We start from the raw sequence: 24,773 nt of genomic DNA, 5'->3' as shown, positions 1-24,773 counted from the left end.
TCTGACCGGGGTTGGCAAGAATTTATCCATTCATAACATCATAAATAGAGAAAACATGGCTCAGGGATGATGAGCCATAAAAGGGGTCAACTTTCTTGGTGCAAAAAAATAGAACTGCACACTTTTCCCGATACATCACATTCACCAGAGATGAATGGGCGCAATTACGCGCCTCCACTCCCATGCCATTGACAGAAGAAGATTTGGTTAAATTGCATGGGATTAATGAACAAGTATCTTTAAGTGAAGTTGATGAAATTTACTTGCCTCTGTCACGATTGCTCAACCTTTATGTGGATGCTACACGAAACCTCTATTTAGCATCCAGTCGCTTTCTTGGCCATTTGGAGGAGAAAGTACCCTATATCATAGGTATTGCAGGAAGCGTAGCAGTGGGTAAAAGTACGACGGCGCGTATCATTCAAGCTCTGCTAGAGAGATGGCCGAGTCACCCGCGGGTGGATCTGGTCACTACAGATGGATTTCTCTACCCTAATCATGTTCTTGAAGAACGTGGTCTTATGAATCGTAAAGGCTTTCCGGAAAGTTATGATGTTCGCAGTTTGATTCGTTTCTTGGCAGACGTCAAGTCCGGCAAACCAGCCGTTAGTGCACCTGTATACTCACATCTAACCTATGATATTGTTCCAGGAGAGTATAAAGTCGTTGAGCATCCGGATATCGTGATTGTGGAAGGCTTGAATGTCCTGCAAACAGGAGGTACAACAACAACTAAGCCGCAGCTATTTGTTTCAGATTTCTTTGACTTTACCATTTATGTAGATGCGGAAGAACATCAGATAAAGCAGTGGTATATCGATCGTTTTCAGAAGCTCCGGGAGACGGCTTTCCGTAAGAGAGAATCTTATTTCCAGAGGTATTCACTGCTTTCCGAAGAGGAAGCAATATCTACAGCCTCTCAGATTTGGGATACAGTGAATGCAGTTAATTTGCGTGAAAATATTCTTCCCACCCGTGCCCGTGCCCAGTTAATTTTAACGAAAGGGCCGCACCATGCGGTTCAACTGGCGCGGCTGCGAAAATTATGAAAATCAGAGATGCCGTATAAAAAATGTCAGGCATCCAAAAAGATAAGGGGAATTTGAAAAGTCAGCAAAAATTCATCTACTAAAGATGCATCTGCCGATTTTTCTACTTGATGGTTCATGTCGGGTATTCGGCCAATCATCAGACTGTCTTGATTCATGACGATCTCAATTTCCTCTGCGTTCATGCCAAGTTGTAAGGTCAGCAGCTTGGCGAGTCGCAGTAATAATGAAAGTCGTTTTAAACGCTTATTGGCTTTCCCGGACAGAAGTTGCACCATATCCTCCGTTTCATGGTAACCAAGACCATACAGTTGCGACCATTGGGCCAAGTATGCGGAATGATGCATCCAGCGTTCAGTATGAATGTAGCATCCAGCGCTTTCTACTTGAACGGTTGTGTAAAATAAGGTTCGATCCGCTGCATCGACAAGTGACTTTTCAACGAGTGCGTCAAACAGGCGCAATGCAGCATCCGCGACGAGATCGGACACAGTAGGGTTGACGACAAATTTTCGCTGAAAATTAAAGAGGCTATGACTCAACACGTCATGGACCACAGCGCTGCCAGTATAGCGTAGATATCGTTCATAAAATATACCTTCACGTAATCCCGCCCGACTCACCATCAGAGATGGGCTACTGGTTTTCTTCATAAGAGCGCTCATGATTGCTAATCCAGGTACAATAATATCTGCTCGGCTCTTGGAAAGGTTTTTTATTTTTTTTCGCTTGGCAAGCGGTAAGCTGGACAGTTCTTCAAACCATTGTTGGACAGCCTCCTGGTCCATGGTAAAACCGTGAATGCGAGCGCTTGGTTTGTTCAGACGGGCTAATTCCAGTTTGGCCAATGCTCGAGCTGTTCCGCCCATCCCTACCAGAGGCATATTTTGTGCAAAAGACAAAAATGAGACCTCGTTCAACGCTTCCTGCATGAAATGATAGACGAGTCTGGCTGTCTCAGTTTCTGATACATTCTCAAAACGTTTCATGAGATTTAATGCTCCATGCGGCAGGGACACCACGCCTTTTAATTTCCTGCTTTCTACCAGCATCAACTCTGTGCTCGCTCCACCGATATCAAAGAGCAAGGCGTTCTGTATAGGCAGTGTATTGACTGCGCCTATATAGCCGTATCTCCCTTCGTCCGCGCCTTCGATAACTTGATAAGCAATTCCCGCTTCCACTCGTAAACGATGCAAAATTTCGGACTGATTACGACTTTGGCGAATAGCTGCTGTAGCGACTGCTAACCATTCGTCCACATTGTGTAATTGACCCGCGCGATAAAAAAGTCTTGTACAGGAAATCGCTCGCTGGATTCCTGTTTCCTGAATTATTCCATCGTTCATGGCTTCGGCTAGGCGAATATTTTGTTTCATCTCAAAAATGGGCCAGTAGGCTCCGCTTTTTTCAATTTCATAAATCATCAAGCGGGCTGAGTTTGAACCGAGATCGATAATACCGATTCGACTCATGCCTCATCACCTGCCAACAGTTTCAAGGCTAACTTTTGAATTTTTTCTTCCGTATTTTTTTCGAAGGCGGGCAGCGTTTGCATACCGTATAGATTGGCCATTTTTCTATAATGGGCGAGTAATCCGTTCTGATAATGCAACAAAGAATCGAGGGCATCAGGTGAGATAGCTAAATCCATACCCGCTTCCCAATAGAATAGCTGACCATATTGTTGCAGGCATCGGCAAGCTAAAGTCGTTGCATCAGAATCTAGGTAAAGAGCCAAGTCCGGCTTGGGAGCCGCTTGATAGAGTTGGTGTAACCACTCACTATCTTCACCGCGTACGAGTTGACGCGCCATCAGGGTGAAAATGTAACGGTCAGCCACAACAACCATACCAGCTCGTAAAGCAGGCAAGATACCGTGTTCTAGCTCGGAGAAAAAATCTGTTGCATAGAACAACGCCATGGTGCGAGGTCCTACCATCTGTTCTTCTTTCGCTTCGTCAATAGCCTGTCGCATCAGTTTGGAGCGTTTGATACCAGCGGAATAAACAGCATATCCTTGAATTTCCAAAAATTCCTTAAGTTTTTGGCTATACTGATAATGATGAGAGTAGTCTGAACCTTCAATCACAATCAGTTTGCCGGGCAGTTTATGATTTTGGAAGGCGAAAGCTTGTTGCAGGTTTATCGCTTCGTTGCAAAAATGAGCAGATTTACCTGTATTTAATTGCAGAGCAGATAAACCTTCGTAGTTTTTTAGCACAGATTCCGTTAGACGCCGTACCTCACGTTGCTGTACGTCAATCGGCAAGGTAGCGTCAATAACGTGCAAGTGCTCTTCATCCGCCATGCGATCATATTCCTGTTTGACAAGACCTTGAAAGATTTTAAAGCTTTCCACCGGGTCGTCCGAAATACCTAAATCGAGTCCAGCTTCATGATATTTGAGTTCCGTCCGACCTACGAGAATTCGGTCTACTGCCACGTTTAGAGGAGTTTGGAAGTAAAGCGAAAGCGCAGGGCGTACGACATCACGGTATGTATTGTGCACCCAGGCACGATTGCAGCCGCGTGCGGCATCTCTGGCAAACGCAGTATAAATATAGCGATCCGCCAAAACTATGAAGCCCGCTCGCAAAAGTGGCAATATGAAACGTTCATATCGTTCATAAAAGTCTGCTCCATGTATTAAGTGAAACGTGGCGGGCGATAACTGTTTTTGTTGTTTCGCTTTTTTGGTCCAGCTTTTGACGAGGGCAGATGAGTTCCATTCTGTAAAAACCACCGGATAGCCTTGATGCTCAAGCCATGTTTTGAGTAAGGCAATTTGAGTGCTTTTGCCCGATCCGTCAGTACCCTCCACGATAATTAATTTGCCGGGGTAGTTCATGGGTTGGCTCCCCTCTATTTTGGTCTCTTCTACGCTCTACATTTTGCCAGAGTAGGGTGCGACGACTCAAGAGTTTTTGCGAATCAAGGACTCCATACGTTCTTTCAAAGGTTGTAGTAAAATGAAGACTTGATGTCGCACAAGAGGATGATCTTTATGAAAATCGCCAAAATCACGCTCTCCGTCAGTACAGTTTTGCTCTCCGGCGGAGAGATCCTTTGTGTACGTGAAGGGCGCGGCAAAAAGAAGGGATGCTGGAATATCCCCACCGGTCAACCTCATCCGGGTGAACCGTTGTTGGAAGCGGCTATGCGTGAATTACAAGAAGAAACAGGCGTAAAGAATTGTAGTTTGACAGGATTTCTTGGCCTCTATTCGTATTGGCGTAAATTCCACGAACGAAAACTGCGCTTGGTTTTTCTGGCCCGAGTAGAGGATATGCCAGCCTCTTTGCGTTTAAAGGTGGACGGGAAGGAAATTTTGGAGGCCCGTTGGATCACATTGTCCGATTGGCAAGAAGAATTAGAGGAAAATCCAGACTGTTGGTGGAAAAGTGGGATTCTACAGCAAATAGCATCCAATATACAAGCTGGACAATGTTTGCCGCTCGACTGTGTCCATGAAGAATTATCAGGCATACAGGAGGGAGGCATACCGAGTGCGTTCTAAAATGTTACGCACTATTCGCCATTTATTGATGTATATTCGTTTCGCTATTGTAGGAATTTTGTTTGCAGCATTACTGATTGGCATCGTTGGTTTTATCATACGTTGGGGCGAATTGCTGAATCATCCTGAAATTGTTTTAACTCATTTTCGAAGTCTAACTGAAGATATTTTTTCTCTGTTGCTTGTTTACGAAATCCTTGAGTTGATTCGAACGCTGTCACCAACTCATTTAACAGATTTTATCCTAACAGTTTTAGCGAGGAAAATGATACTTTCACTACAGGACAGTGCAATCTTTCCAGAAGTAGCCTCATTCTCCTTGCTGCTTGTCATACGATTAGCTTGGGCCATTTGGCAAGAAAAATGCAAAACTTCTGCAAATCATCAGGATGGGTAAGGATTGCCCATTGCAAAATACGGTAAAAAAGAATACACTGACTACAAAGGTATCATATTAAGAAGGCTATCTTTTGTGGTGGTTGGGACGAAAAATGACTACACGGGACTAAATTAGTCCCATTGGTGGCAGATGAGCTTGAACTCAATAGAAGATGTTTCCATCTGGAGTGCCGTTCGTCGACTCGTACCTGAGCTATCGGACGAATTGCAAAAACGTATTCGCATTTTGGAACGCATTCTTGCCCTGCAACCTATTGGTCGCCGTGCTTTAGCTGTGGAAATGGGTACAACTGAGCGTGTGCTTCGCGCAGAGCTGGATTTTCTACGTGTACAAGGGCTTTTGACGGCTAGCTCTGCAGGAGTCTCTTTGACCGAAGATGGAGAAGCTGTGCTCGATCGCGTTGCAGAATTTGCTGTTCGCATGGATGGCAGAAAAGAGCTGGCTGAGCGCGTTTCCCGAGTACTGGGAATTCCTCAGGTGGTGGTTGTGGAAGATGACAGCGACCAAAACAGTTGGGTCAAAGACAACCTCGGCTATCGAGCCGCAGAGTTATTACGGAGTCTTCTGCAGCCAGACGAGGTCGTTGGTATCACAGGCGGCACTACCATGGCGGCCATAGCCCGACGAATGCCTGCTCGTGCGGTTTCTTATCCTGTAAAAGTTGTGCCTGCGCGCGGTGGATTAGGAGAAAAGGTAGAGTTTCAAGCCAATACAATTGCTTCCACGCTGGCTGAAAAGCTGGGCGGTGAGTCCATGATGTTGCATGTGCCAGACAGACTCAATGAAGAGACAATGGAACAATTGTTGAACGACCCATACGTTCAGCAGAGACTGCCGGAAATTCGCAAAGCCACGCTTGTCGTTCATGGAATTGGCGAAGCCGTTAAAATGGCAAAACGTCGTCAAGTACCTGATGAAGAAGTGGCGTGGTTGGAAAATCAGCAAGCAGTAGCAGAAGCGTTTGGTTACTACTTTAATCAGCAGGGCGATGTGGTGTATTCCATGCCCACAATTGGACTGCGTCTTGATGATTTGCAAAATGCCCGCGTAGTCATGGCTGTTGCTGGCGGAAGCAGTAAGGCGAGAGCTGTTGCCGCAGCTGCGAAGGCTTACAGAATCGACGTATTAATTACTGATGAAGGCGCAGCGCGTCTCATTGTGCAATCTCAAGATTACTATCAAGATAAATAAAGGGGAGAATAAAGATGGCACTCAAAGTTGGCATTAATGGATTTGGACGTATTGGTCGCAACGTATTTCGCGCAGCTATGAAACGTCAAGATATTGAAATTGTAGCGGTCAATGATTTAACGGACGCTGAAACTTTGGCTATGCTGCTTAAATATGACTCAGTCCACGGTAAATTAGATGCTGAAGTAAAGGCAGACAAAGACAGTATTTTAGTGAACGGTCGGGCTGTCAAAGTGTTTGCTGAGCGCGATCCAGGTGAAATTCCTTGGGCCAAAGTCGGTGTCGATTTGGTGATTGAGTCTACGGGGCGTTTTACAGATAAAGAAAAAGCGCAAGTGCATATAACAAAAGGTGGTGCAAAAAAAGTCATTATTTCTGCACCGGCTAAAAATGAAGATATTACTATCGTTATGGGTGTCAACGAGCATATGTACAATCCGGATGTGCATCATGTTATTTCTAACGCTTCTTGCACGACCAACTGCTTGGCTCCAGTTGCAAAGGTTATTGACGATGTATTTGGGATTGAACGCGGACTGATGACCACTGTTCATTCTTACACAAACGATCAACAAATTCTCGATTTGCCGCATAAAGATATGCGCCGCGCGCGTGCTGCAGCGCTCAACATCATTCCTACATCAACTGGTGCAGCTAAAGCTGTGGGACTGGTGTTGCCGCATTTGAAAGGTAAATTGAACGGTATGGCTATGCGTGTACCAACGCCAAATGTTTCAGTGGTTGATCTGGTTGCTGATGTGCGCCGTGATGTTTCTGTAGAAGATGTGAATGCTGCGTTAAAACAAGCGGCAGAGTCTTCCTTGAAAGGAATTCTTCAATATACAGAAGAGCCATTGGTTTCTCGCGATTTTAATGGTGATGCGCATTCTGCCTCTGTGGATGCCCTTTCGACTTTTGCCATCGATCGTATGGTGAAGGTTGTTGCATGGTATGACAACGAGTGGGGATACTCCAATCGAGTTGTTGATTTGGCAGCCTATGTAGGTAACAAATTGGCGGTAACTGCAAGAGCCTAAATGGCCGTCCAGATCATTTGCAGGCAGTGCTTTGACTTTCGCCTGTAAATCATCCATACGCAGTCCGTATCATTGAATTGACAAGTTGCACCCCTGATTGGCGCGGAGTAAAGTCAAGTTATCCGCGCTTTTTCTTTTGCGGTGATTGGGAGGGAGCATAGATTGGATTTCAGTTATTCAGAGAAAACGCTTACTTGGATGAAGAGACTTAAAGAATTTATGGAAGAAGTAGTTTATCCTGGAGAGAAGATTTATGCCGAGCAATTGGCAGCCGCGGAAAACCGTTTCTCCATACCTCCAATTATGGAAACTATGAAACAACAAGCCAAATCGGCAGGACTCTGGAATCTATTTATGCCAGATGAAGAATACGGCGCAGGGTTGACCAACCTGGAATATGCACCACTTTGCGAGATGATGGGACGTTCTGAAATTGCTCCGGAAGTATTCAATTGTAATGCACCAGATACGGGTAACATGGAAGTTTTGGCGCGTTATGGGAGTCCAGAACAAAAGGAAAAATGGTTAAAACCACTTTTGGCGGGTGAAATTCGTTCTTGTTTCGCTATGACAGAACCAGAAGTAGCTTCTTCCGATGCCACCAATATTTCTGCCAGTATTGTGCGAGATGGAAACCACTATATTATCAACGCTCACAAGTGGTGGTCGAGTGGGGCGGGCGATCCTCGCTGTAAAGTAGCCATTCTGATGGGGAAAACGAATCCAGATGCGACTCGCTACGAACAACAGTCGATGATTTTAATTCCGTTTGATACCGAAGGTGTCCGAGTGGAACGAATGCTGCCTGTTTTCGGTTACGACGATGCGCCGCATGGTCATGCTGAGGTTACTTATCACAATGTGAGAGTACCAGCAGACCATATCATCTGGGGAGAGGGGAAAGGATTCGCTATTGCTCAAGGGCGTCTTGGTCCTGGGAGAATTCATCATTGCATGCGTTTGATTGGGGCTGCAGAACGTGCACTTGAACTTATGTGTGAGCGAGCTAAACAGCGTGTCGCCTTTGGCAAACCACTTGCTCAACAGGGAGTTATCCAGTCATGGATTGCTGATTCTCGTATGGAGATTGAGCAAGCGAGGTGGCTTGTTTTGAATGCCGCCTATAAAATGGATACCGTTGGAAACAAGGCGGCTCAAAAAGAGATTGCCATGATTAAAGTTGTCGCTCCCAATGTGGCTTTAAAAGTCATCGATCGGGCAATTCAGGTTCATGGTGGAGCGGGTGTTAGCGATGATTTTCCGCTGGCTAAAATGTGGTCAAACGCGCGCACGCTTCGTCTGGCGGATGGTCCGGATGAAGTGCATCGCCGTGCGGTAGCGCGTTTAGAACTGCAAGATTGACCGGATACTTCATCAGCATACCCGGTCATGAGCTGGTTTTATAGGAGTATCATCGTAAAAGTGATTTTTAAGAAGAAACAGCAGTACCGCCATTGACGTGCAACACCTGACCCGTCATATACGAACTGTCCTCGCTTGCCAAATACACATAAGCGGGTGCCAGTTCACAAGGTTGTCCTGCTCGTCCCAGCGGTGTTTGACTACCAAATTGGCTGACTTCTTCTGCACTGAAAGTAGACGGAATGAGTGGTGTCCAAATAGGACCAGGGGCTACAGCGTTGACTCGAATGCCCTGCTTGGCAAGAGATTTGGCTAAGGAACGTGTGAAACTGACAATAGCACCCTTGCTGGCAGAGTAATCTATCAGTTGTTCATGTCCTTCGTAAGCTGTCACAGACGTTGTGTTGATAATGGCCGCACCTTTTTGCAGGTGCGGCAATGCTGCTCGTGTTAAGAAAAACATGGAAAAGAGATTGGTCTGAAAGGTCGACAACAATTGTTCCTGCGTAATGTCAAGAAGAGAAGCTTGAGGATGTTGCTCGGCTGCATGATTAATCAGAATATCCAATCCGCCCAGCGCCTGAACGGTATCGGAAACGACTTTTTGGCAAAACGTTTCTTGGCGAATATCGCCAGGAAACAAAAGCGCCTTTTGTCCCGATTTTGTAATCCAATCAGCTGTCTCGTTAGCATCTTCGTGTTCAGATAAGTACACAATGGATACATGTGCACCTTCTGCTGCAAACGCTGTCGCTACCGCTCGGCCTATACCACTGTCCCCGCCAGTAATCAATGCTCGCTTGCCAGCTAATTTTTCAGAACCTCGATAAGATGGGTTGTGAAAAACGGGACGTGGTTGCATGAGGGTTTCCAGTCCCGGTTGCTGATTTTGATGTTGTAATGGGAAAGATGTCGGAAATACGGGCTGGCTCATGGTTCATCTCCTCGTTAGAAAATCAATCCGCAAGAATCTTCTAACAGGATAACCTTTTTGCCAAGCTTTACTCCCCATTCTCCAATATGTGTTTTTTATTTTCCTAAAGAGACCACTTCGTTACGAATAATGGTTTGATCTCGATTGGGTCCTACGGATATATAGCGAATGGGAATTTGCAAATCGGCTTCCAAAGCCTCGATGAACTGTCGGGCTGTTTTAGGTAATTCTTCGTAAACTCGGCAATTCGAGATGTCTTCAGAAAAACCTTCGTAGAATTCGTAAATCGGCTCTGCATCTTCCAATTGATAAGCAGGCATAGGCATAGAGTAAGTGTGTCCGTTCCAACGATAAGCGACACAGACGCCAATTTTTTCAAGACCAGCCAGCACATCCAGTTTCATCAGCGCCAATTCTGTATAGCCGTTCAGCCATGCTCCCATGCGCAATGCAGGTAAATCAAGCCAACCACATTTGCGAGCCCGACCAGTGGTAGCTCCAAATTCCTCTCCTTTATCTTGTAAAAATTGTCCAATTTCATTATCTAATTGTGTAGGGAATGGACCTTCACCCACAGCAGTAGTATAAGCTTTGGTAATACCTGTGACGCGTGAAATTGCTGTGGCAGGGATACCCGCCCCAGCAAATACTCCACCAGTAATGGGCGATGATGAGGTAACGTAAGGATATACGCCCCAATCGAGATCGCGCATAATGCCTAATTGTCCTTCCAGCAAGATGTGCTTTTGAGACTGTTCTGCCTCCATTAAAAATGGCAAGGTATCAGCAATGTGGGGTAAGAGAACTTCACGAGCATCTACCAATTCCGCCCACATAGATTCAAAACTTCCATAATCAGCAAGAGCCGGCATACGCTCGATTTTGGCTGCCCAAGCCGCTTCCAGACGAGTACGGAAACTGTCCAAATGAATCATTTCGCCAATCTGAATTCCATAACGACCTACTTTATCTTGATAAGCAGGACCAATTCCCTGTAAAGTGGTTCCTACTTTGCGACTGCGCTTCTCTTCTTCGTAAGCGTCTTGCCAAACATGATAGGGCAGCACGAGATGGGCTCTTTCAGAAACAATAAGTCGTTTGGTGGAAATGCCACGATCTTCTAGTTGACGAAGCTCACGCACCAAATGAGCTGGATGAATGACTACGCCAGTTCCTAAAATACAAAAAGTTTCCGGATTAAAAATTCCGGATGGTACTAGATGCAGGGCAAACTTACCGTGTTCATTGACAATGGTATGCCCCGCGTTGCCTCCACCTTGGTAGCGGACGACCACATCGGCGTTGACAGCAAAATAGTCAACCATTTTTCCTTTACCTTCATCTCCGTACTGAGCTCCAACTACTGCGTGAAACATGCCGGTTCCCCCTCGTTTTGCAAGCCATCACAAATTTCAGTGTATGTAAAAAGTATCTATGTGTAAAATTGATTTATTGTATAATTCTTATACGGAATTCAAATGAATTTGAGATGGGTGAAAAGGTTGGAACTATATCAGGCGCTGGTGCAAATAGTCGAGAACGAAACTCTCGTCCAGGCCGCACAAGTTCTGAATACTACACAGCCAACATTGACACGGCAATTGCAGCAATTGGAACACAGATTGGGTGTGCGGCTATTTGACCGAATTGGCCGCAGGTTGGTTATGAATCATGCGGGAGAATTGGCCTATCAGTATGCCAAACGTATTTTGCAAACAGAGGAGCGTTTGCGGGAAGAAATGAATGCCTTTGGCAATCCGGAAATTGGAACGATACGGTTGGGGGCGGGGTTGACTCCTTCCATATATCTTTTGCCACCGCTGCTCGCGCACTACCAACATCTTCACCCAGGAGTCCGTTTTCAAGTGACCACCGGTAGCTCTCGGCGTACCATTGAAGCGCTTTTGCAAAACGAGATCGACCTAGGCATTGTAACTTCCTGGGATGCAACAGACTCACAATTAACCGGGGTGGAGCTATGGCGTGACCCACTGCTTTTTGTCGCTGCTCACCATCATCCACTTGCTGGAAGAGAAGTAACACTGGCAGAAGTTTGCGCCTATCCCTTTGTCCTCATGCGCCAAGGCTCAGGTTTGCGTAAGATTATTGCCGATCTCGCTTTGGAGTACGGCGTAAACATTGACGCCAATATGGAAACGGACAGTTTGGAAAGCATCAATCGCGTGTTACAGTATGGGGAATGGGTTTCTGTGTTGCCAAAATCGAGTGTACAGGATGATATGGAGACGGGAAGATTGACAGCTCTTCTTGTATCGAGAGTTTTGCTGACATCCCGTACTATCACAGTGATTCGTCGACGTCAAGGTACGCTTATGGCAGCGGCGGAGCAGTTTGCTGCTCAACTGCCAAGTCTTTCGGCTGTTTTTTGGCCCAATATCCACAGTCAGCAGTCGCTACACGAGGTGGATTGAGATGCAAAGGATTCTCTTGGTTGAAGATGAAACAGGTTTGGTGGAGTTCTTGCGAATTGAGTTAGAACTGCAAGGATACCATTTGTATGTAGCTACAACGGGTGCGGCAGGATTGCGTATTTTTGAGGAACATTCTGTGGATTTGATTTTGCTCGATCGTATGTTGCCGGATATCAACGGACTTGAAGTATGCCGAAAAATTCGTGAAAAAAGCGATGTACCAGTCATTTTTCTGACAGCTCGGGGAGCGGTTGAAGATCGAGTACAGGGGTTGGATTCGGGCGCAGATGATTATCTGATCAAGCCGTTTGCCATTGAAGAGTTAATTGCTCGTATTCGTGCCCTGACACGCCGTAAAGAGAAATTTTTGGCTAGCGAGCCAACGGGAAATATCCAGTTTGCAGATGTGGTGATCGATCCGTTGCGGCGCAAAGTGTATAAAGATGGCCAATTGGTTGAATTGACTGCGAGAGAGTTAGATCTGTTGCTATTTTTATGGGAACGCCGCGGCGCTGTGATTAGCCGCAGTGAATTGCTGAAACAGGTGTGGGGGTTTGAAACGCCTGTCGATACCAATGTGGTGGATGTCTATATAGGATATGTTCGGCAAAAACTCGATCCGGATAAGCTATACATACGTACGGTAAGAGGACTTGGTTATATGCTTCGGAGTGATACCCCATGAGTCTTCGATCCCGCTTGTTGTGGTTGACAATACTCTGGTTTGCGCTGGTTATGCTGGTGTTTACCATCACCTTTTCCGTGTTTGTCCGTCAGTCTAATTTTTCCGACTACGAGCGGGAATTGACGCTTGAGGTCAACAACGTATGGCATGCGGCTGAACTTAATCCCAGCGATACTTTGATGAATAATAATTGGGAGGATTATGCTCTTTTTACTCGATCAGCCATTGCGTTTTTTAACAGTCAAGGCCAAATCACTTCTCTGGATGAAACGAATGATTTTCCCGATAATGTATGGAATCAAGTGGAGAGTAAGCTTTCGCAGGCATTGTTAGCGAGTCGATTGTCGCTGAAGAAGAGCATTGTTCGTTTGCCGGATATCACTTATGTAGAAAATGGACAGTTGAAATCGATGATGGCGTTAGCTCGTCCCATTGTATATCCTACTCAAGAAGTAGGGAGTGTGGTGGTAGTCGGTCCAACGGAGCAGATATACAGTAAAGTGAGCTCAGTGATGCATACGCTCTTTTGGATTGATGCAGTCAGTTTACTCATTTTTGCTGCGGGTCTATACGCCCTCTTGCAGCGAGGACTAAGGTCGCTTGTGCAGTTGATTGACGGTATACGCACAGTGGAGTGGTTGCGTTCCAACCGTGTTCCTGTACCGGAAGGTCCTCAGGAAATTGTTTCTGTAGCTACTTCCATCAATCATTTGCTGGATAAAGTTGAAAGAGGTGTGGAAGAACAGCGTCGCTTTATTGCGGATGCTTCCCATGAATTGCGGACACCTTTGGCTATTGTGGCTGGTCATGCCAATATTCTCAGACGTTGGGGCCATACCAATGAAAGTGTTTGGGAGCCGGCGGTTCATCATATAGTCACGGAAGTAGATAGATTGCAAAACTTGGTTGATCGATTGCTTTTGCTCTCGCGATTAGAGAACCATCAAGAACCGGTTGAGTCCATGATGAATACTGAGGATATAACGTCTCTTCTGCAGCATATGGCAGACGATGCGCGTCTTTTGCGGCCAGATTTGCGTGTTTTTGAACAAATTCATCTTCAAGCAGGATTAGCTATTCGTATGGATCGCAACGATCTTCGGCAAATTCTTGTGATCCTGGTGGACAACGCAATGCGCCATACAAAAAGCGGGGGACAAATTGTGCTGGCTGCCAATCGCGAGGCGAGCCGCTTGCGGGTTTCCGTCCAGGATTCTGGTGAAGGCATTCCTGCAGATGATTTGCCGCATGTCTTTGAACGGTTCTATCGCGCGAAGGAAGGCCGTGATCGGAACAGTGGCGGTGCAGGACTGGGACTGTCTATTGCTCGTCAATTAGTTGAATTATATCAGGGCCAAATTTACATTAATAGCCGTTTAGGGGAAGGCACAACGGTTCATTTGCTTTTTCCGCTTTTGTTGGAGAAAGGCACATCACAAAGTAACAAATTTCGCTTAAAATCTGGGACCCTATCGAATTCGCCCATGGAGGAATAAATATTTTGATGAAAGCTAAGGATGTTTTGCTTTGGCCGGAAAATGTCGTTGCAGATACGTTGGAGTTGGACGATCCAAACGACAATATTTTATTGGATGATCAGCTGGCAGCTTCCATTGCTCGCTCTGAAAGACCGCCTTTGCTACGGATATGGCAGCATAGTGCGCCAGATGGTTTGGTGGTGAGCCGACGAGATGTAGCAACCCAAGCAGGTCAATGGGCAAGGGAACAACTTGCTGTGGAAGGTTGTCCCGTTTTTGTGCGTTCGACTGGCGGGACTGCAGTTCCTCATGGGCGAGGCATGCTCAATCTATCCTTGCTTTTTCCTAGAGTAGCTCATCCTGGAGCTACAACCGACGCCTATTATCGATTGCTCTGCCAACCGTTGCTCGATTGGTTGAATGAACTTGGCGGCCGAGGGGAAATTGGTGACTTGCCGGGCAGTTATTGCGATGGTCACTATAATGTATTGCTGGGTGGCAGGAAATTGGTGGGAACTGCGCAGACTTGGAAAGGTGGATTAGCCGGTATATCCACCCATAAGCCAGGATACATTGTAGCGCATGCTTGTATTAGTGTTTATATTGAAGTTCCAAGAGCAATTGCCAATATCAATCGTTTTTACGAACTGTCCCATCAATCCTTTCGCGCTTTGCCAGAGACAGCAGTTTCGCTCCATGAAGTCTGGGAAACTGTCCATTCCCAGGAGCGGGAAGAAGTAATGGCTGTGGCTAAGCGTTCACTTTTGGAAAGTTGCCAGCAATTTATTCTGAAGATGAACGAGGCGAAGCAATCGGGAGTTCAATGGTAACGGTTGTTCCCATGCCCAATCCTTCGCTGGCGATTGAAATCTTCCCTTTATGCGCCTCGACAATCCATTTGGCAATGGAAAGACCAAGTCCAGTGCCACTGACTCCCGTCTCGTTACTGGTCTCTCGTGTACGGGATGCATCGCCTGTAAAAAAACGGTCAAAAACGCGCGGCAAGTCTTCAGGAGCAATGCCGCGTCCTGTATCCTTGATTTGAATCAGCAAATGATTTCGCGAGCGTTCAGCAATCAATGCTATTTCACCGCCAGCAGGCGTAAATTTTCGTGCATTGTCAAGCAAAATAAGGAGCAATTGCTGAATGCGATCCGCATCTCCGGAAAAATATTGATGGGCGGCACTGGCGGCGATTTCAGAGCGATATCGGATACCGTTCATTTCTACAATGCTGCTGTATAAATCGGTTACTTTGTCAAAGACTTCTTCAATTGACAAGGTTTGAATTTGTAACGGCAATTTTTCTGAATCGGAACGGGCGAGTGTCAACAAATCGGTAACGAGTTTGGATAGACGTCGGGTTTCACTATGGGCGTTGTTCAGCCATTCCAAATTATCGAGAATCGATTCGTCTGTGTGTCCCATAGCAATATTCAAATTGGATTGAATGACCGCCAGAGGGGTGCGCATCTCGTGAGAAGCATCAGCTACAAATTCTAACTGCCTTTGCCATGCGGCGCGAATGGGGCGCAAAACACGATTGGCGAGAAAGAAGCCAGCCAGTGTAGAAATCAACATACCTGCCAAACCTACAAGGAAGATGACGGTTTTCAAGTTGTTCAGCACAGAAAGTTCAACGCGATCGTCCTGAGCTACCATTAAAATATCTGTGCCTTGTTTACCTAAATTTGACAACGCATAAAATACTCGATAGTGAATTCCATCAGCCGTCAAATCGACATAATGTTCTCCAGGCGGGGCGTTGTGAATCAAATTCAGCAACACCGGTTGTAGGCTGGAAGTCGTTTTGACAAATAGAGTTCCGCTTGCAGCGAAGAATAGATAAGTGCCATGTGGCAAAAGATTTCCTGTAATTTCTACATTACCTGTGGCATCGTATTCGTTTGCTACGCGTTCGGCAATCGTGTGTAAATGTTGATCGATGCCATGGATGACATAAAGATGGACGATAGCATAAACAGCGATGGAAGAAATCGTATAGATAATGAGCACCAAACTTAAGGCGAGTAGCGCAATGCGCATTCGAACTTGTTGGAACACTACGATTCAGCGACCTCTCTCCACCTGGAAAATGTAACCGACACCCCTTACGGTGCTGATATAGGACGGTGTGTTTGCGTCATCAATCTTCTTTCTCAAAAAATGGACGTAATTTTCAACCGCGTTGCCAATCACCTCAGCATCAGGTCCCCAAACGCGATCGAGAATAATCTCCTTGGAAAGTACCTTCCCCTGGTTGCGCAAAAAAAGTTCCATCAGTTGAAATTCTTTGCTGGTCAAATTGATGGTTTGTCCATTCTTTTGCACTTCCCGTGTGGCAAAGTCGAGCGTGAAGGGCCCAACTTGCAAATTTTCCGTCCCTTGCAAATTGCCTGTACGGCGCGTCAAAGCCCGCACGCGAGCCAGCAATTCTTTGTTCGCAAACGGCTTGACCAGGTAATCATCTGCGCCGGCATCAAGACCTGTGACGCGGTCTTCCACCGTATCTTTAGCTGTTAGAAGCAAAATGGGAACATTTAGCTTTTCTTTACGCAATGTCTGTAAAATCTCTAGTCCGCTCATGCGCGGCAACATAATATCAAGAATTAAAGCATCGTAAGAATTGGTCATAGCTAAATCTAGACCGCTTTCTCCGTCAAAGGCAGCGTCCACGGCATACTGATTTTCTTTGAGTAATTGGACAATAGCGGCAGATAAACGCCGTTCGTCTTCCACCAACAAGATGCGCATATGACCACCCCGTTGTGACTATATTTTTGAGCTTTTGATGTTTGAATCTCATTGTACATCAAACTTTTCTTAAACTGATTTTTCAAGAGAAATTCAATATGAAACGAGGTGAATTGTTGCATCGTATGGAAAAGTTTCGTATAGACTTCCGACCATTCACAAAGTGGCGAGGAAGTTTTTTATTCTTTTTCTATCTCGTTTTCTAAAGCCTTAGGTGATATAATTTCGCGGGACCAACAAGCCTCTGCAGAGAATTGTGAACGGAACAGGTGAAGGAGAGTGCAACAAGATGGATAGATGGAAAAAACGGGCTTTGGGCAATGTGCCGCTCGTTTTATGGTTGCTTGCCTTGGCCTGTTTCATCAATGTGGGTGGACTGTCACTGCTCTGGCCAGTGAATTCTATCTATATCCATGTAAAGCTTCATCAATCCATGGCGGTTGCTGGGTTTGTGTTAATGGTCTATTCCGGAGCAGGTTTTATAGGCTCTCTGCTCGGAGGATGGTGCTATGATCGCTTTGGGCCTGTGTTAACGTTGGCTGGCTCATCATTTTTGGCAGCCATATCCATTTTATTGCCTGTTTTTCATCAACATTTTGCTGTTTATGTTGGAGTTATGGCCGTTTTTGGAGTGCTCTGTGCCGTGCCATTTCCAGTGCTCAATGCTTTGGCTGGTCACGCCTGGCCGGAAGCAGGGCGTAAAGCGTTTAATTTCTTGTATGTCAGCAATAACGTGGGCGTGGCTATAGGAACGGCGATTGGCGGTTTTATAGCAGCTCACTCATTTGATACAGTATTTTACGGTATTTTTTTGAGTTATCTTCTCTTTGTCATCCTTACCTTAACAGTGTTTCGACGTCCTTTCCAGAAGGTCTACCAGCATCGCTCTGTTCATGGTCATGAAAGTATTGAGAATGTAGCCAGTCGTTTGGAGACAGCCTCCATTCCCTGGGGGGCGATTGGCATCTTGCTGGCCGGTTTTATAGTGGCTTGGTCTGTGTATGTCCAGTGGCAATCGACGATTTCAGTCGACATGCAGGCCTTGGGTTATCCGTTGTCAGCTTACAGTATCCTTTGGACTATCAACGGAGCCCTCATTTTCCTTGGTCAACCTGTGGTTAGCTTTGTGGTTCGCCGTGTTCCCTCGCTTACCGTTCACATGGTGGGAGGGGTGATAGGGTATATCCTCGCCTTCTTGCTTCTTGCCCTCAGTCATGATTACATCGCTTTTTTGCTCGCCATGTTGTTGACAACATTTGGTGAAATGTTTGTCTGGCCATCTGTTCCAGCCGCCATTGCCCAACTTTCACCGCCTCGAAAACTTGGGTTTCTGCAAGGGTTGGTCAGTAGCGGTGCAACCTTTGGTCGAATGATCGGTCCATTTTATGGAGGCTATATGTACGATCGCGATGGAATAAATGGAGTTTTGCATGTAAGTTTGCTACTCCTTGTACTGCCTATTTTTTTATTTTTACTCTTTCATGTTGTCAACAGACCGGGTCGAATTGCTGAAAGACGTGAGGTTTCTTAACAAAGCAAGCCTCGATTAATTGCGCAAATATTCTTGAATTTTTACAATTTAACAAATGAAAGCGCCTCCATAATAATTTTAAGAGGATTCTTAGATACAACTGAAGACCCGAAAAATCCTTAAAAACCTTATAAAATCAAAGTTTTTTCTTGTTTTCAGGTAAAAATTCACTGTTCAGAAAGCATGACATCTTCTTTACAATATAGTTAACACAATATACAATGTCCCCATTCAAGAAGAAATGGTTGCGAAAGTAGAGTCAATTCGACAAGCAGCTTCCGGATTGGAAGTGTAATAGATTGTTGGGAAACAGGTGCTTTCGCCAGCCTTTGAAAATAAGAAAAGATTTGATATTCAAGATTGCGGAATGGAGCAGGGTTAGGTGGCAAAGTTCTTGCAATCTGAAAACAGGTTGTCTTTGCCATAACAAAGGCTTCCTGATTTTTCTGCAATCACAGATTGTAGCACAGGAGTGAGTAGCGCATTGGCTAATAGCGTATTAAATGTGGAGTCGTTGAACGTCGAGTTCAACATGGAAGGAAATTACTTCCACGCTGTGCGCGACGTTTCCTTTAAAATTGAGCCAGGAGAGACGCTAGGGCTCGTCGGTGAATCTGGTTGCGGAAAAAGTGTGACATCTTTAGCGCTTGTTCGCCTGCTCACACAATCCGCTCGGGTTACTGGCAAAATTGAATACCAAGGCAAGAATTTGCTGGATTTGCCGGAGAGAGATATGCGTGATATTCGTGGCAACGAGATCAGCATGATTTTTCAGGAACCCATGACATCATTGAACCCGGTTTATAAAATTGGCGCTCAAATTTCCGAAACCTTGTTGCTTCATAAGGATATCTCACCACGCGAAGCTTTTCAACAATCATTGGAAATGCTAAAAAAAGTTGGAATTCCCAGACCGGAAGATATCATGGACGAATATCCACACCAACTTTCTGGCGGTATGCGTCAGCGTATCATGATTGCCATTGCTATGGCGTGTAATCCTAAATTATTGATTGCTGACGAACCAACTACAGCGCTTGACGTGACTATTCAGGCGCAAATTCTTGAACTCATGAAGGGGATTTCTAAGGATTTAGGAACATCCATCCTCCTCATTACGCACGACTTGGGTGTAGTGGCTGAGATGTGCGATCGCGTTGCTGTTATGTATGCGGGTCAGATTGTAGAGCAAGGCAGTGTTGATGATATCTTTTTCAATCCACAACATCCTTATACGCGTGGATTGCTTAATGCGATTCCGAAAATTGATGCAGAGCAAAAACAACGTTTACAACCGATTGAAGGAAATGTACCGCCGATTACGCGTATGCCTAAAGGTTGTCGTTTTTCGCCACGCTGCATGCATGCAAGTGATCGCTGTCGCGCTCAACAACCCGGATTTTTTCAGGTGGATAATGCGGAACACTTGTCGCGATGCTGGCTGAATGAAGCGAAGGAGGCGTAAACGATGAGCGAAGTGTTACTCGAAGTTAAAAATCTAAAAAAGCACTTCCCCATCCGTAAGGGTTTTATCCGTCGCACTGCCGGTTATGTTCGCGCTGTTGACGGTATAGATCTTACAGTGTATGCGGGTGAGACGCTTGGTGTTGTTGGTGAGTCCGGTTGCGGTAAATCAACCATGGGTCGGAGTTTGCTCCGTCTTGTAGAGCCAACCAGCGGACAGATTCACTTTCAAGGTAAAGATATCATGAAGCTGAGTAAATCTCAGATGCGCGATATGCGTCGTGAGATGCAAATTGTATTTCAAGATCCATATGCGTCACTCAATCCTCGCTACACGATTGGGCAGACATTGTCTGAACCTATGGAAATACACCATTTGCACAACTCAACGGCGCGCAAACAACGTGTGCAGTCAATGTTAGAGCGTGTTGGACTGGATCCGTCTTATTCCAGTCGATTCCCGCATGAATTTTCCGGCGGACAGCGCCAACGTATCGGTATTGCTCGTGCCTTGGTTCTGAATCCAAAGCTGATGATTCTTGATGAACCAGTTGCTGCCCTTGATGTATCCGTTCAATCGCAGGTTATTAACTTATTGGAGGATTTGCAGCAGGATTTTAATCTCACCTATATCTTTGTGGCGCATGATTTATCCGTAGTGAAACACATCAGTAATCGAATTCTGGTTATGTATCTTGGGCGTATGATGGAGCTTGCATCCTCCAACGATTTGTTTGCCGATCCGCTTCATCCATACACGCGCGCGCTCTTGTCGGCTGTGCCGATTCCAAATCCGCGTGTGAAACGAGAACGTATTATCCTGCAAGGAGATTTACCAAGCCCAGCTAACCCTCCAAAGGGTTGTGTCTTTCATACGCGTTGCCCGCTTGCACAGGACGTTTGTCGCGAAAAAGTTCCTGAGTGGCGTGAAGCGAAGCATAATCATATGGTTGCCTGCCATTTGGTTTAATGGTAATGGAGTCCATGCCGAGAAAGGGGGGATGCGTAGGACGTGGCTCATGCCGGCAACTATGGAATGCAACGACGATGGGATGAGTGCATGAACACGGCGTACTTTCAGTCACCTGCACGCTTTTACTTGGGCGTTGTGAGACTCGCGTTCAGATGCATAGCAGAAAAAAGGGGGTTTCCAATTTGAAGTTGAAAAAATCTGTTTCTGCAGTCGTTGCAATGGCAGCTGGCACAGCATTGCTCGTGACAGGATGCGGTACATCTACGAATAACACGTCCAACTCATCCAACAGTACGTCATCGACGTCGCAATTGACGCCGCAAAAAGGCGGAACGATTACAGTTGCGCTTCCGCCGCAGACCGACTTAAACTGGTATTTTCCTTTAGTGAATTCAAGCTATGATAGTTTGTATAATTTTCAAATGATTGACATGTTGTATAAACCACTGATATGGATTGGTTCCAACTATAAAATCAATTATAGTTCTTCAGTTGCGGATAAAATCCAATACAACAAAAAAGGAACCGTCTATCACGTCTATTTAAATCCGAAATGGAAATGGTCAAATGGTCAACCTGTGACCTCCAGTGATGTTCTATTTAGCTGGAATGTTATCAAGGCTATCTCAGCTCCCAATGCACCAGCTCCTTGGCCCTATGTGAATGCAGGGGTAGGCGATATACCGAATGGAGTACAAAGCGTTGTAGCCAATGGTCCTTATGAATTTACAGTGACCTTAAAACAGCCAGCTAACCAGCAGTGGTTTATTTATAACGGGTTGTCGCAGTTGGTACCACTTCCGGCTAAAGTCCTTAACAAATATCCAAACAATATGACGCAAGAAATTAAGTATTTGGGTCAGAACGGCACGAATCCGAATTTTGATACAGTTGTCGATGGTCCATTTAAGTTACAAAATGCAGTTTCCAATCAATCGTGGACCTTGGTACCTAACACAGCGTATTCTGGCCACAAGTCTCTGGTTGATAAATTGATTTTTACGTATGAAGGTTCAAATGCAGCGGAATTTGCTGCACTTAAAACAGGAACGGTTAATGTCGGTTACATTGATCAAAGTCAATTGGGAGCTAAATCTGCATTGACTTCGATGGGTGATAAAATCACGCCTTCCTACAGCCTTTCCTTCTTTGATGAGATGCCTAATATGAACTCGGGATCGAAATCAGCCAGTATCTTTAAACATTTGTATGTGCGTGAAGCTTTGATGATGGGTGAAGACCAACAGTCCATGAATCAGTATATCTATAAAGGTTTTGCTGAATCTCAATATGGGCCGTTGCCTCCTCAACCTGACACAGCGTTCACATCACCGGAATTGTTAAAACCACTATATCCATTCAATATTGAAGCGGGTAAAAAATTGCTTGAAGAGCATGGCTGGCACGAAGTGAATGGCATCATGACGAAGAATGGACAACAGATGAAATTTCTGATGATTTATTCTGGTGGTACAACTTCGACGGATGACCAAGTTGAACTCTTAAAAGAAGATTGGGCGAAGGAAGGTATTGATGTAACGCTTAAATCTATGCCGTTCTCCACACTGGAAAGTGTAATCTCTAATCCAAAAGATGCGAATCAGTGGGATTTGGCTGCAGGTCAAGGTATCATTTATGGTGGTTCTTATCCGACAGGTGGCGAAATTTTTGGAACCGGTGGAGGATTGAACAGCGGAGGCTATAGCAATCCAGAAATGGATGCCTTGATTAAAGCGACACACCAGCCGTATCCGACGCAGCAACAATCTATCCAGGCTCTCTTTAATTATGAAAATTATGTTGCACAACAACTGCCAGTCATTTTCACAGATAACCCTGCTAGCTTGACGGTTACTGCTGCAAACGTACACGATGTAAACACATACTCTAATCCAGTAACGGGTTATCCGCAAATGAACTATTGGTGGGTGTCCTCTAAATAACAAGAATCTCGCACTAGCAAAATAGTGCGGCTTGTAGGCTTGCGGGCGGCAGGTCATCACCGCCCGCAGCAGATAACAAGCGAAAGGAGGTCCTATGCTCAACTCAACGATTTTTCAAGAAGAAGAGTTACAGCAAGAACAAGTCGTCTATGAACGCCCTGGTTTTATGAAACGCTTTTGGAGGTCAGGTACCACCAAACTAGGAGTATTTTTACTGTTGTTCCTTGTTCTATTCTCTTTTGTGGGTCCATTGGTTTATCGCAAAAGTGCGATTGCCACTCACTTGCTTTATACAGTGCAGGGACCATCCGCCCGTTTTCCACTTGGAACGGATAGTCTTGGCCACAATATTTTGGCCCAACTTATGGTAGGCGGGCAGTCATCATTAGAAGTTGGTTTTGCAGCAGCTATCGTTACGATGATTTTTGGTACGTTTTACGGAATGGTTAGCGGACTGGCTGGTGGTTGGGTCGACTCACTCATGATGCGTATAGTGGATGTGATTTTGGCAATACCATCCATTTTTATATTGCTATTCTTAAACGTTGTTTTTCAACCTAACATTTGGATCATGATTCTCGTGCTTGCCTCCACCTCATGGCTTGGCGTTAGCCGACTAGCGCGCGGGGAAGTATTGGCGCTCAAAAACATGGTCTATGTGGAAGCTGCCAAAGCACTTGGTGCGCGGGTTGGGCGCGTGATGTTCCGATATATGCTACCGAATTTTATTGGTACGATTTTAGTGGCTGCAACATTGAGTATTGCTGATTCCATTTTAGCTATGGCAGGTTTGAGTTTTCTGGGTCTTGGATTGCCACCCCCGGCACCAAATTGGGGTAGTATGCTGTCCGACTCGTTGAACTATATGTTCCAGAACGCGTGGTGGATGATTTACCCGCCAGGACTATGTATTCTAATTTCTCAAGTCTCCATCAATCTTATTGGTGACGGTCTTCGCGGTGCAGTGGAAACGCGTCAACGTTAAGCGCGTTTCCCGTCTCTACCGTTCGGAAAAAATGAAACGAGGAGGATAATGGATGCTCAAATATATATTGCGACGAATTTTAGAGCTGATCCCCACTTTAATAGGCATCTCTCTGATTTCGTTCATTATGATACACATTGTTCCTGGTAATCCAGTGCGTATTTTGTTGGGTAACCGTTATACGGTGGCTCGTGCAGCGGCACTTACAAAACAGTTAGGCTTAAACAAGCCATTGTGGCAACAGTTTCTGATTTGGTTGTGGAATATTTTGCATGGCAACTTTGGATACTCCTATGTTTACGATAAGCCGGTTGTTAAGCTAGTTTTGCAAGCGATTCCTCATACTTTGGTGATTGTCGTCGTCTCTGTCATGTTTGCTCACATATTTGCAGTATTTCTTGGCGCCGTACAGGCATATTTCCAAGATACAATTTTTGATCAAGTAGTTACCGTCATCAACTACTTCTTTTATTCTATGCCATCTTTCTGGCTGGCTATTCTGTTGATTATCTTTTTTGCCATCGATTTACCTTGGTTTCCGTCTGGAGGCATCGTAAATCCTCAAGCGACGAATCCAAGTTTCGCGGATTTTCTGCATCACTTAGTTCTTCCAGTTGCTTCGCTGTTCCTGGTTTCTGTTGCCGGTTGGGCTCGTTTTATGCGGTCGTCTATGCGTGAAGCGTTACTTCAAGATTATGTTCGTACTGCCCGTATGAAGGGCGCTCGCGAGTTTCGTGTGCTTTTCATTCATGCACTGCGTAATTCCATCATTCCGTTGATTACGCTGTTAGGTCTCTCACTGCCTGCTCTGTTAAGTGGTGCTTTGTTTGTAGAAGAAATTTTCAACTATCCGGGAATGGGTCTCTTGTACTGGAACGCTATCATGTCCCGTGACTATCCTATCATCATGGGTGTTACGTTCTTTCTCGGAGTAGTAACCATTTTGGGCAATCTATTGTCAGATGTTCTCTACGCAGTGATTGATCCTAGAATTCAGTATCAATAAGCTGAATCAAGAAATCACCAAGAAATCCC

22 protein-coding genes are annotated in these 24,773 nt (G+C 45.4%); 16 read left to right on the top strand and 6 right to left on the bottom strand.

Features of this window, described 5'->3' with window-relative positions:
* The first annotated feature begins 95 nt into the window (after window positions 1-95).
* Window positions 96-1,049 carry a type I pantothenate kinase gene (coaA, locus tag ACOJUR_RS13830; RefSeq protein WP_306954798.1) on the top strand — a complete coding sequence of 318 codons (954 nt, stop codon included), beginning with the start codon at window positions 96-98 and terminating at the stop codon, window positions 1,047-1,049.
* Between the two features lie 26 nt (window positions 1,050-1,075).
* On the opposite strand, the gene ACOJUR_RS13825 is transcribed toward coaA, so the two are convergent.
* Window positions 1,076-2,524, bottom strand: coding sequence for a Ppx/GppA family phosphatase (locus tag ACOJUR_RS13825; RefSeq protein ID WP_072874995.1), 1,449 nt, complete (start codon window positions 2,522-2,524; stop codon window positions 1,076-1,078).
* On the bottom strand, window positions 2,521-3,900 hold the full coding sequence (locus ACOJUR_RS13820; RefSeq protein WP_420950319.1) for a dTMP kinase: 1,380 nt from the start codon (window positions 3,898-3,900) through the stop codon (window positions 2,521-2,523). The genes ACOJUR_RS13825 and ACOJUR_RS13820 overlap by 4 nt, the downstream gene beginning before the upstream one ends.
* 156 nt (window positions 3,901-4,056) lie before the next feature.
* Here ACOJUR_RS13820 and ACOJUR_RS13815 point away from each other — a divergent pair, with 156 nt between their 5' ends.
* The 5 genes from ACOJUR_RS13815 to ACOJUR_RS13795 all read left to right on the top strand — a co-directional run bounded on the left by ACOJUR_RS13815 (window position 4,057) and on the right by ACOJUR_RS13795 (window position 8,559).
* Window positions 4,057-4,569: an NUDIX hydrolase gene (locus ACOJUR_RS13815; protein ID WP_420950318.1), complete on the top strand. Its 513-nt coding sequence runs from the start codon at window positions 4,057-4,059 to the stop codon at window positions 4,567-4,569.
* On the top strand, window positions 4,559-4,966 hold the full coding sequence (locus ACOJUR_RS13810) for a hypothetical protein (RefSeq protein ID WP_072874992.1): 408 nt from the start codon (window positions 4,559-4,561) through the stop codon (window positions 4,964-4,966). The genes ACOJUR_RS13815 and ACOJUR_RS13810 overlap by 11 nt, the downstream gene beginning before the upstream one ends.
* 138 nt (window positions 4,967-5,104) lie before the next feature.
* On the top strand, window positions 5,105-6,160 hold the full coding sequence (locus ACOJUR_RS13805; protein ID WP_306954792.1) for a sugar-binding transcriptional regulator: 1,056 nt from the start codon (window positions 5,105-5,107) through the stop codon (window positions 6,158-6,160).
* 14 nt (window positions 6,161-6,174) lie between these two features.
* Complete coding sequence (gap, locus tag ACOJUR_RS13800) at window positions 6,175-7,197, top strand: type I glyceraldehyde-3-phosphate dehydrogenase (protein ID WP_072874990.1); 1,023 nt, start codon at window positions 6,175-6,177, stop codon at window positions 7,195-7,197.
* Between the two features lie 162 nt (window positions 7,198-7,359).
* Window positions 7,360-8,559: an acyl-CoA dehydrogenase family protein gene (locus ACOJUR_RS13795; RefSeq protein WP_072874989.1), complete on the top strand. Its 1,200-nt coding sequence runs from the start codon at window positions 7,360-7,362 to the stop codon at window positions 8,557-8,559.
* Between the two features lie 67 nt (window positions 8,560-8,626).
* Here ACOJUR_RS13795 and ACOJUR_RS13790 read toward each other — a convergent pair whose 3' ends face one another.
* Together ACOJUR_RS13790 and ACOJUR_RS13785 are read right to left on the bottom strand one after the other, a co-directional pair.
* Complete coding sequence (locus ACOJUR_RS13790) at window positions 8,627-9,493, bottom strand: SDR family oxidoreductase (protein ID WP_420950317.1); 867 nt, start codon at window positions 9,491-9,493, stop codon at window positions 8,627-8,629.
* Between the two features lie 95 nt (window positions 9,494-9,588).
* On the bottom strand, window positions 9,589-10,869 hold the full coding sequence (locus tag ACOJUR_RS13785; RefSeq protein WP_420950316.1) for an adenylosuccinate synthase: 1,281 nt from the start codon (window positions 10,867-10,869) through the stop codon (window positions 9,589-9,591).
* Between the two features lie 102 nt (window positions 10,870-10,971).
* Here ACOJUR_RS13785 and ACOJUR_RS13780 point away from each other — a divergent pair, with 102 nt between their 5' ends.
* The 4 genes from ACOJUR_RS13780 to ACOJUR_RS13765 are packed head-to-tail and all read left to right on the top strand — an operon-like array spanning window position 10,972 to window position 14,918.
* Entirely contained in the window at window positions 10,972-11,925 is a 954-nt protein-coding gene (locus ACOJUR_RS13780; RefSeq protein WP_072874986.1) for a LysR family transcriptional regulator, read from the top strand.
* A 1-nt stretch (window position 11,926) separates the two neighbouring features.
* Window positions 11,927-12,610: a response regulator transcription factor gene (locus ACOJUR_RS13775; RefSeq protein WP_420950315.1), complete on the top strand. Its 684-nt coding sequence runs from the start codon at window positions 11,927-11,929 to the stop codon at window positions 12,608-12,610.
* Window positions 12,607-14,106: a sensor histidine kinase gene (locus ACOJUR_RS13770; RefSeq protein WP_420950314.1), complete on the top strand. Its 1,500-nt coding sequence runs from the start codon at window positions 12,607-12,609 to the stop codon at window positions 14,104-14,106. Before ACOJUR_RS13775 ends, ACOJUR_RS13770 begins: the two co-directional genes overlap by 4 nt.
* A gap of 8 nt (window positions 14,107-14,114) precedes the next feature.
* Entirely contained in the window at window positions 14,115-14,918 is an 804-nt protein-coding gene (locus ACOJUR_RS13765; protein WP_420950559.1) for a lipoate--protein ligase family protein, read from the top strand.
* On the opposite strand, the gene ACOJUR_RS13760 is transcribed toward ACOJUR_RS13765, so the two are convergent.
* Together ACOJUR_RS13760 and ACOJUR_RS13755 are read right to left on the bottom strand one after the other, a co-directional pair.
* Window positions 14,872-16,152: a sensor histidine kinase gene (locus ACOJUR_RS13760; protein WP_420950313.1), complete on the bottom strand. Its 1,281-nt coding sequence runs from the start codon at window positions 16,150-16,152 to the stop codon at window positions 14,872-14,874. The two genes, ACOJUR_RS13765 and ACOJUR_RS13760, sit on opposite strands and share 47 nt — an antisense overlap.
* A gap of 6 nt (window positions 16,153-16,158) precedes the next feature.
* The gene (locus tag ACOJUR_RS13755) at window positions 16,159-16,842 is read right to left on the bottom strand and encodes a response regulator transcription factor (RefSeq protein ID WP_072874981.1); all 684 of its coding nucleotides are present in this window, start codon (window positions 16,840-16,842) and stop codon (window positions 16,159-16,161) included.
* A 289-nt stretch (window positions 16,843-17,131) separates the two neighbouring features.
* Between ACOJUR_RS13755 and ACOJUR_RS13750 the strand changes: the two genes are divergently transcribed.
* The 6 genes from ACOJUR_RS13750 (at window position 17,132) to ACOJUR_RS13725 (ending at window position 24,744) form a co-directional block, all read left to right on the top strand.
* Entirely contained in the window at window positions 17,132-18,373 is a 1,242-nt protein-coding gene (locus ACOJUR_RS13750; protein ID WP_420950312.1) for an MDR family MFS transporter, read from the top strand.
* Between the two features lie 484 nt (window positions 18,374-18,857).
* Window positions 18,858-19,838, top strand: a complete 981-nt coding sequence (locus ACOJUR_RS13745; RefSeq protein ID WP_420950311.1) for an ABC transporter ATP-binding protein — start codon at window positions 18,858-18,860, stop codon at window positions 19,836-19,838.
* 3 nt (window positions 19,839-19,841) lie between these two features.
* On the top strand, window positions 19,842-20,807 hold the full coding sequence (locus ACOJUR_RS13740; RefSeq protein ID WP_072875046.1) for an ABC transporter ATP-binding protein: 966 nt from the start codon (window positions 19,842-19,844) through the stop codon (window positions 20,805-20,807).
* Between the two features lie 185 nt (window positions 20,808-20,992).
* Window positions 20,993-22,753, top strand: a complete 1,761-nt coding sequence (locus ACOJUR_RS13735; protein ID WP_242650334.1) for a peptide ABC transporter substrate-binding protein — start codon at window positions 20,993-20,995, stop codon at window positions 22,751-22,753.
* A 94-nt stretch (window positions 22,754-22,847) separates the two neighbouring features.
* Complete coding sequence (locus tag ACOJUR_RS13730; protein WP_072875045.1) at window positions 22,848-23,738, top strand: ABC transporter permease; 891 nt, start codon at window positions 22,848-22,850, stop codon at window positions 23,736-23,738.
* A 52-nt stretch (window positions 23,739-23,790) separates the two neighbouring features.
* Window positions 23,791-24,744: an ABC transporter permease gene (locus tag ACOJUR_RS13725; RefSeq protein ID WP_072875044.1), complete on the top strand. Its 954-nt coding sequence runs from the start codon at window positions 23,791-23,793 to the stop codon at window positions 24,742-24,744.
* Window positions 24,745-24,773: the final 29 nt, after the last annotated feature.

Source organism: Alicyclobacillus tolerans (assembly GCF_048984885.1).
In the GTDB taxonomy this organism is placed as follows: Bacteria; Bacillota; Bacilli; order Alicyclobacillales; family Alicyclobacillaceae; genus Alicyclobacillus_I; species Alicyclobacillus_I tolerans.
The sequence above is the reverse complement of the archived record's forward strand: the minus strand, read 5'-3'. Positions and strand labels throughout refer to the sequence as shown.

Bases quoted from the DNA above. Each gene is read 5' to 3' on its own strand.
- ACOJUR_RS13750 (WP_420950312.1), top strand. From the start codon at position 17,132: ATGGATAGATGGAAAAAACGGGCTTTGGGCAATGTGCCGCTCGTTTTA.
- ACOJUR_RS13775 (WP_420950315.1), top strand. From the start codon at position 11,927: ATGCAAAGGATTCTCTTGGTTGAAGATGAAACAGGTTTGGTGGAGTTC.
- ACOJUR_RS13785 (WP_420950316.1), bottom strand. From the start codon at position 10,869: ATGTTTCACGCAGTAGTTGGAGCTCAGTACGGAGATGAAGGTAAAGGA.
- ACOJUR_RS13730 (WP_072875045.1), top strand. From the start codon at position 22,848: ATGCTCAACTCAACGATTTTTCAAGAAGAAGAGTTACAGCAAGAACAA.
- ACOJUR_RS13815 (WP_420950318.1), top strand. From the start codon at position 4,057: ATGAAAATCGCCAAAATCACGCTCTCCGTCAGTACAGTTTTGCTCTCC.
- ACOJUR_RS13825 (WP_072874995.1), bottom strand. From the start codon at position 2,524: ATGAGTCGAATCGGTATTATCGATCTCGGTTCAAACTCAGCCCGCTTG.
- ACOJUR_RS13780 (WP_072874986.1), top strand. From the start codon at position 10,972: ATGAATTTGAGATGGGTGAAAAGGTTGGAACTATATCAGGCGCTGGTG.
- ACOJUR_RS13740 (WP_072875046.1), top strand. From the start codon at position 19,842: ATGAGCGAAGTGTTACTCGAAGTTAAAAATCTAAAAAAGCACTTCCCC.
- ACOJUR_RS13765 (WP_420950559.1), top strand. From the start codon at position 14,115: ATGAAAGCTAAGGATGTTTTGCTTTGGCCGGAAAATGTCGTTGCAGAT.
- gap (WP_072874990.1), top strand. From the start codon at position 6,175: ATGGCACTCAAAGTTGGCATTAATGGATTTGGACGTATTGGTCGCAAC.
- ACOJUR_RS13790 (WP_420950317.1), bottom strand. From the start codon at position 9,493: ATGAGCCAGCCCGTATTTCCGACATCTTTCCCATTACAACATCAAAAT.
- ACOJUR_RS13770 (WP_420950314.1), top strand. From the start codon at position 12,607: ATGAGTCTTCGATCCCGCTTGTTGTGGTTGACAATACTCTGGTTTGCG.
- ACOJUR_RS13820 (WP_420950319.1), bottom strand. From the start codon at position 3,900: ATGAACTACCCCGGCAAATTAATTATCGTGGAGGGTACTGACGGATCG.
- ACOJUR_RS13755 (WP_072874981.1), bottom strand. From the start codon at position 16,842: ATGCGCATCTTGTTGGTGGAAGACGAACGGCGTTTATCTGCCGCTATT.
- ACOJUR_RS13725 (WP_072875044.1), top strand. From the start codon at position 23,791: ATGCTCAAATATATATTGCGACGAATTTTAGAGCTGATCCCCACTTTA.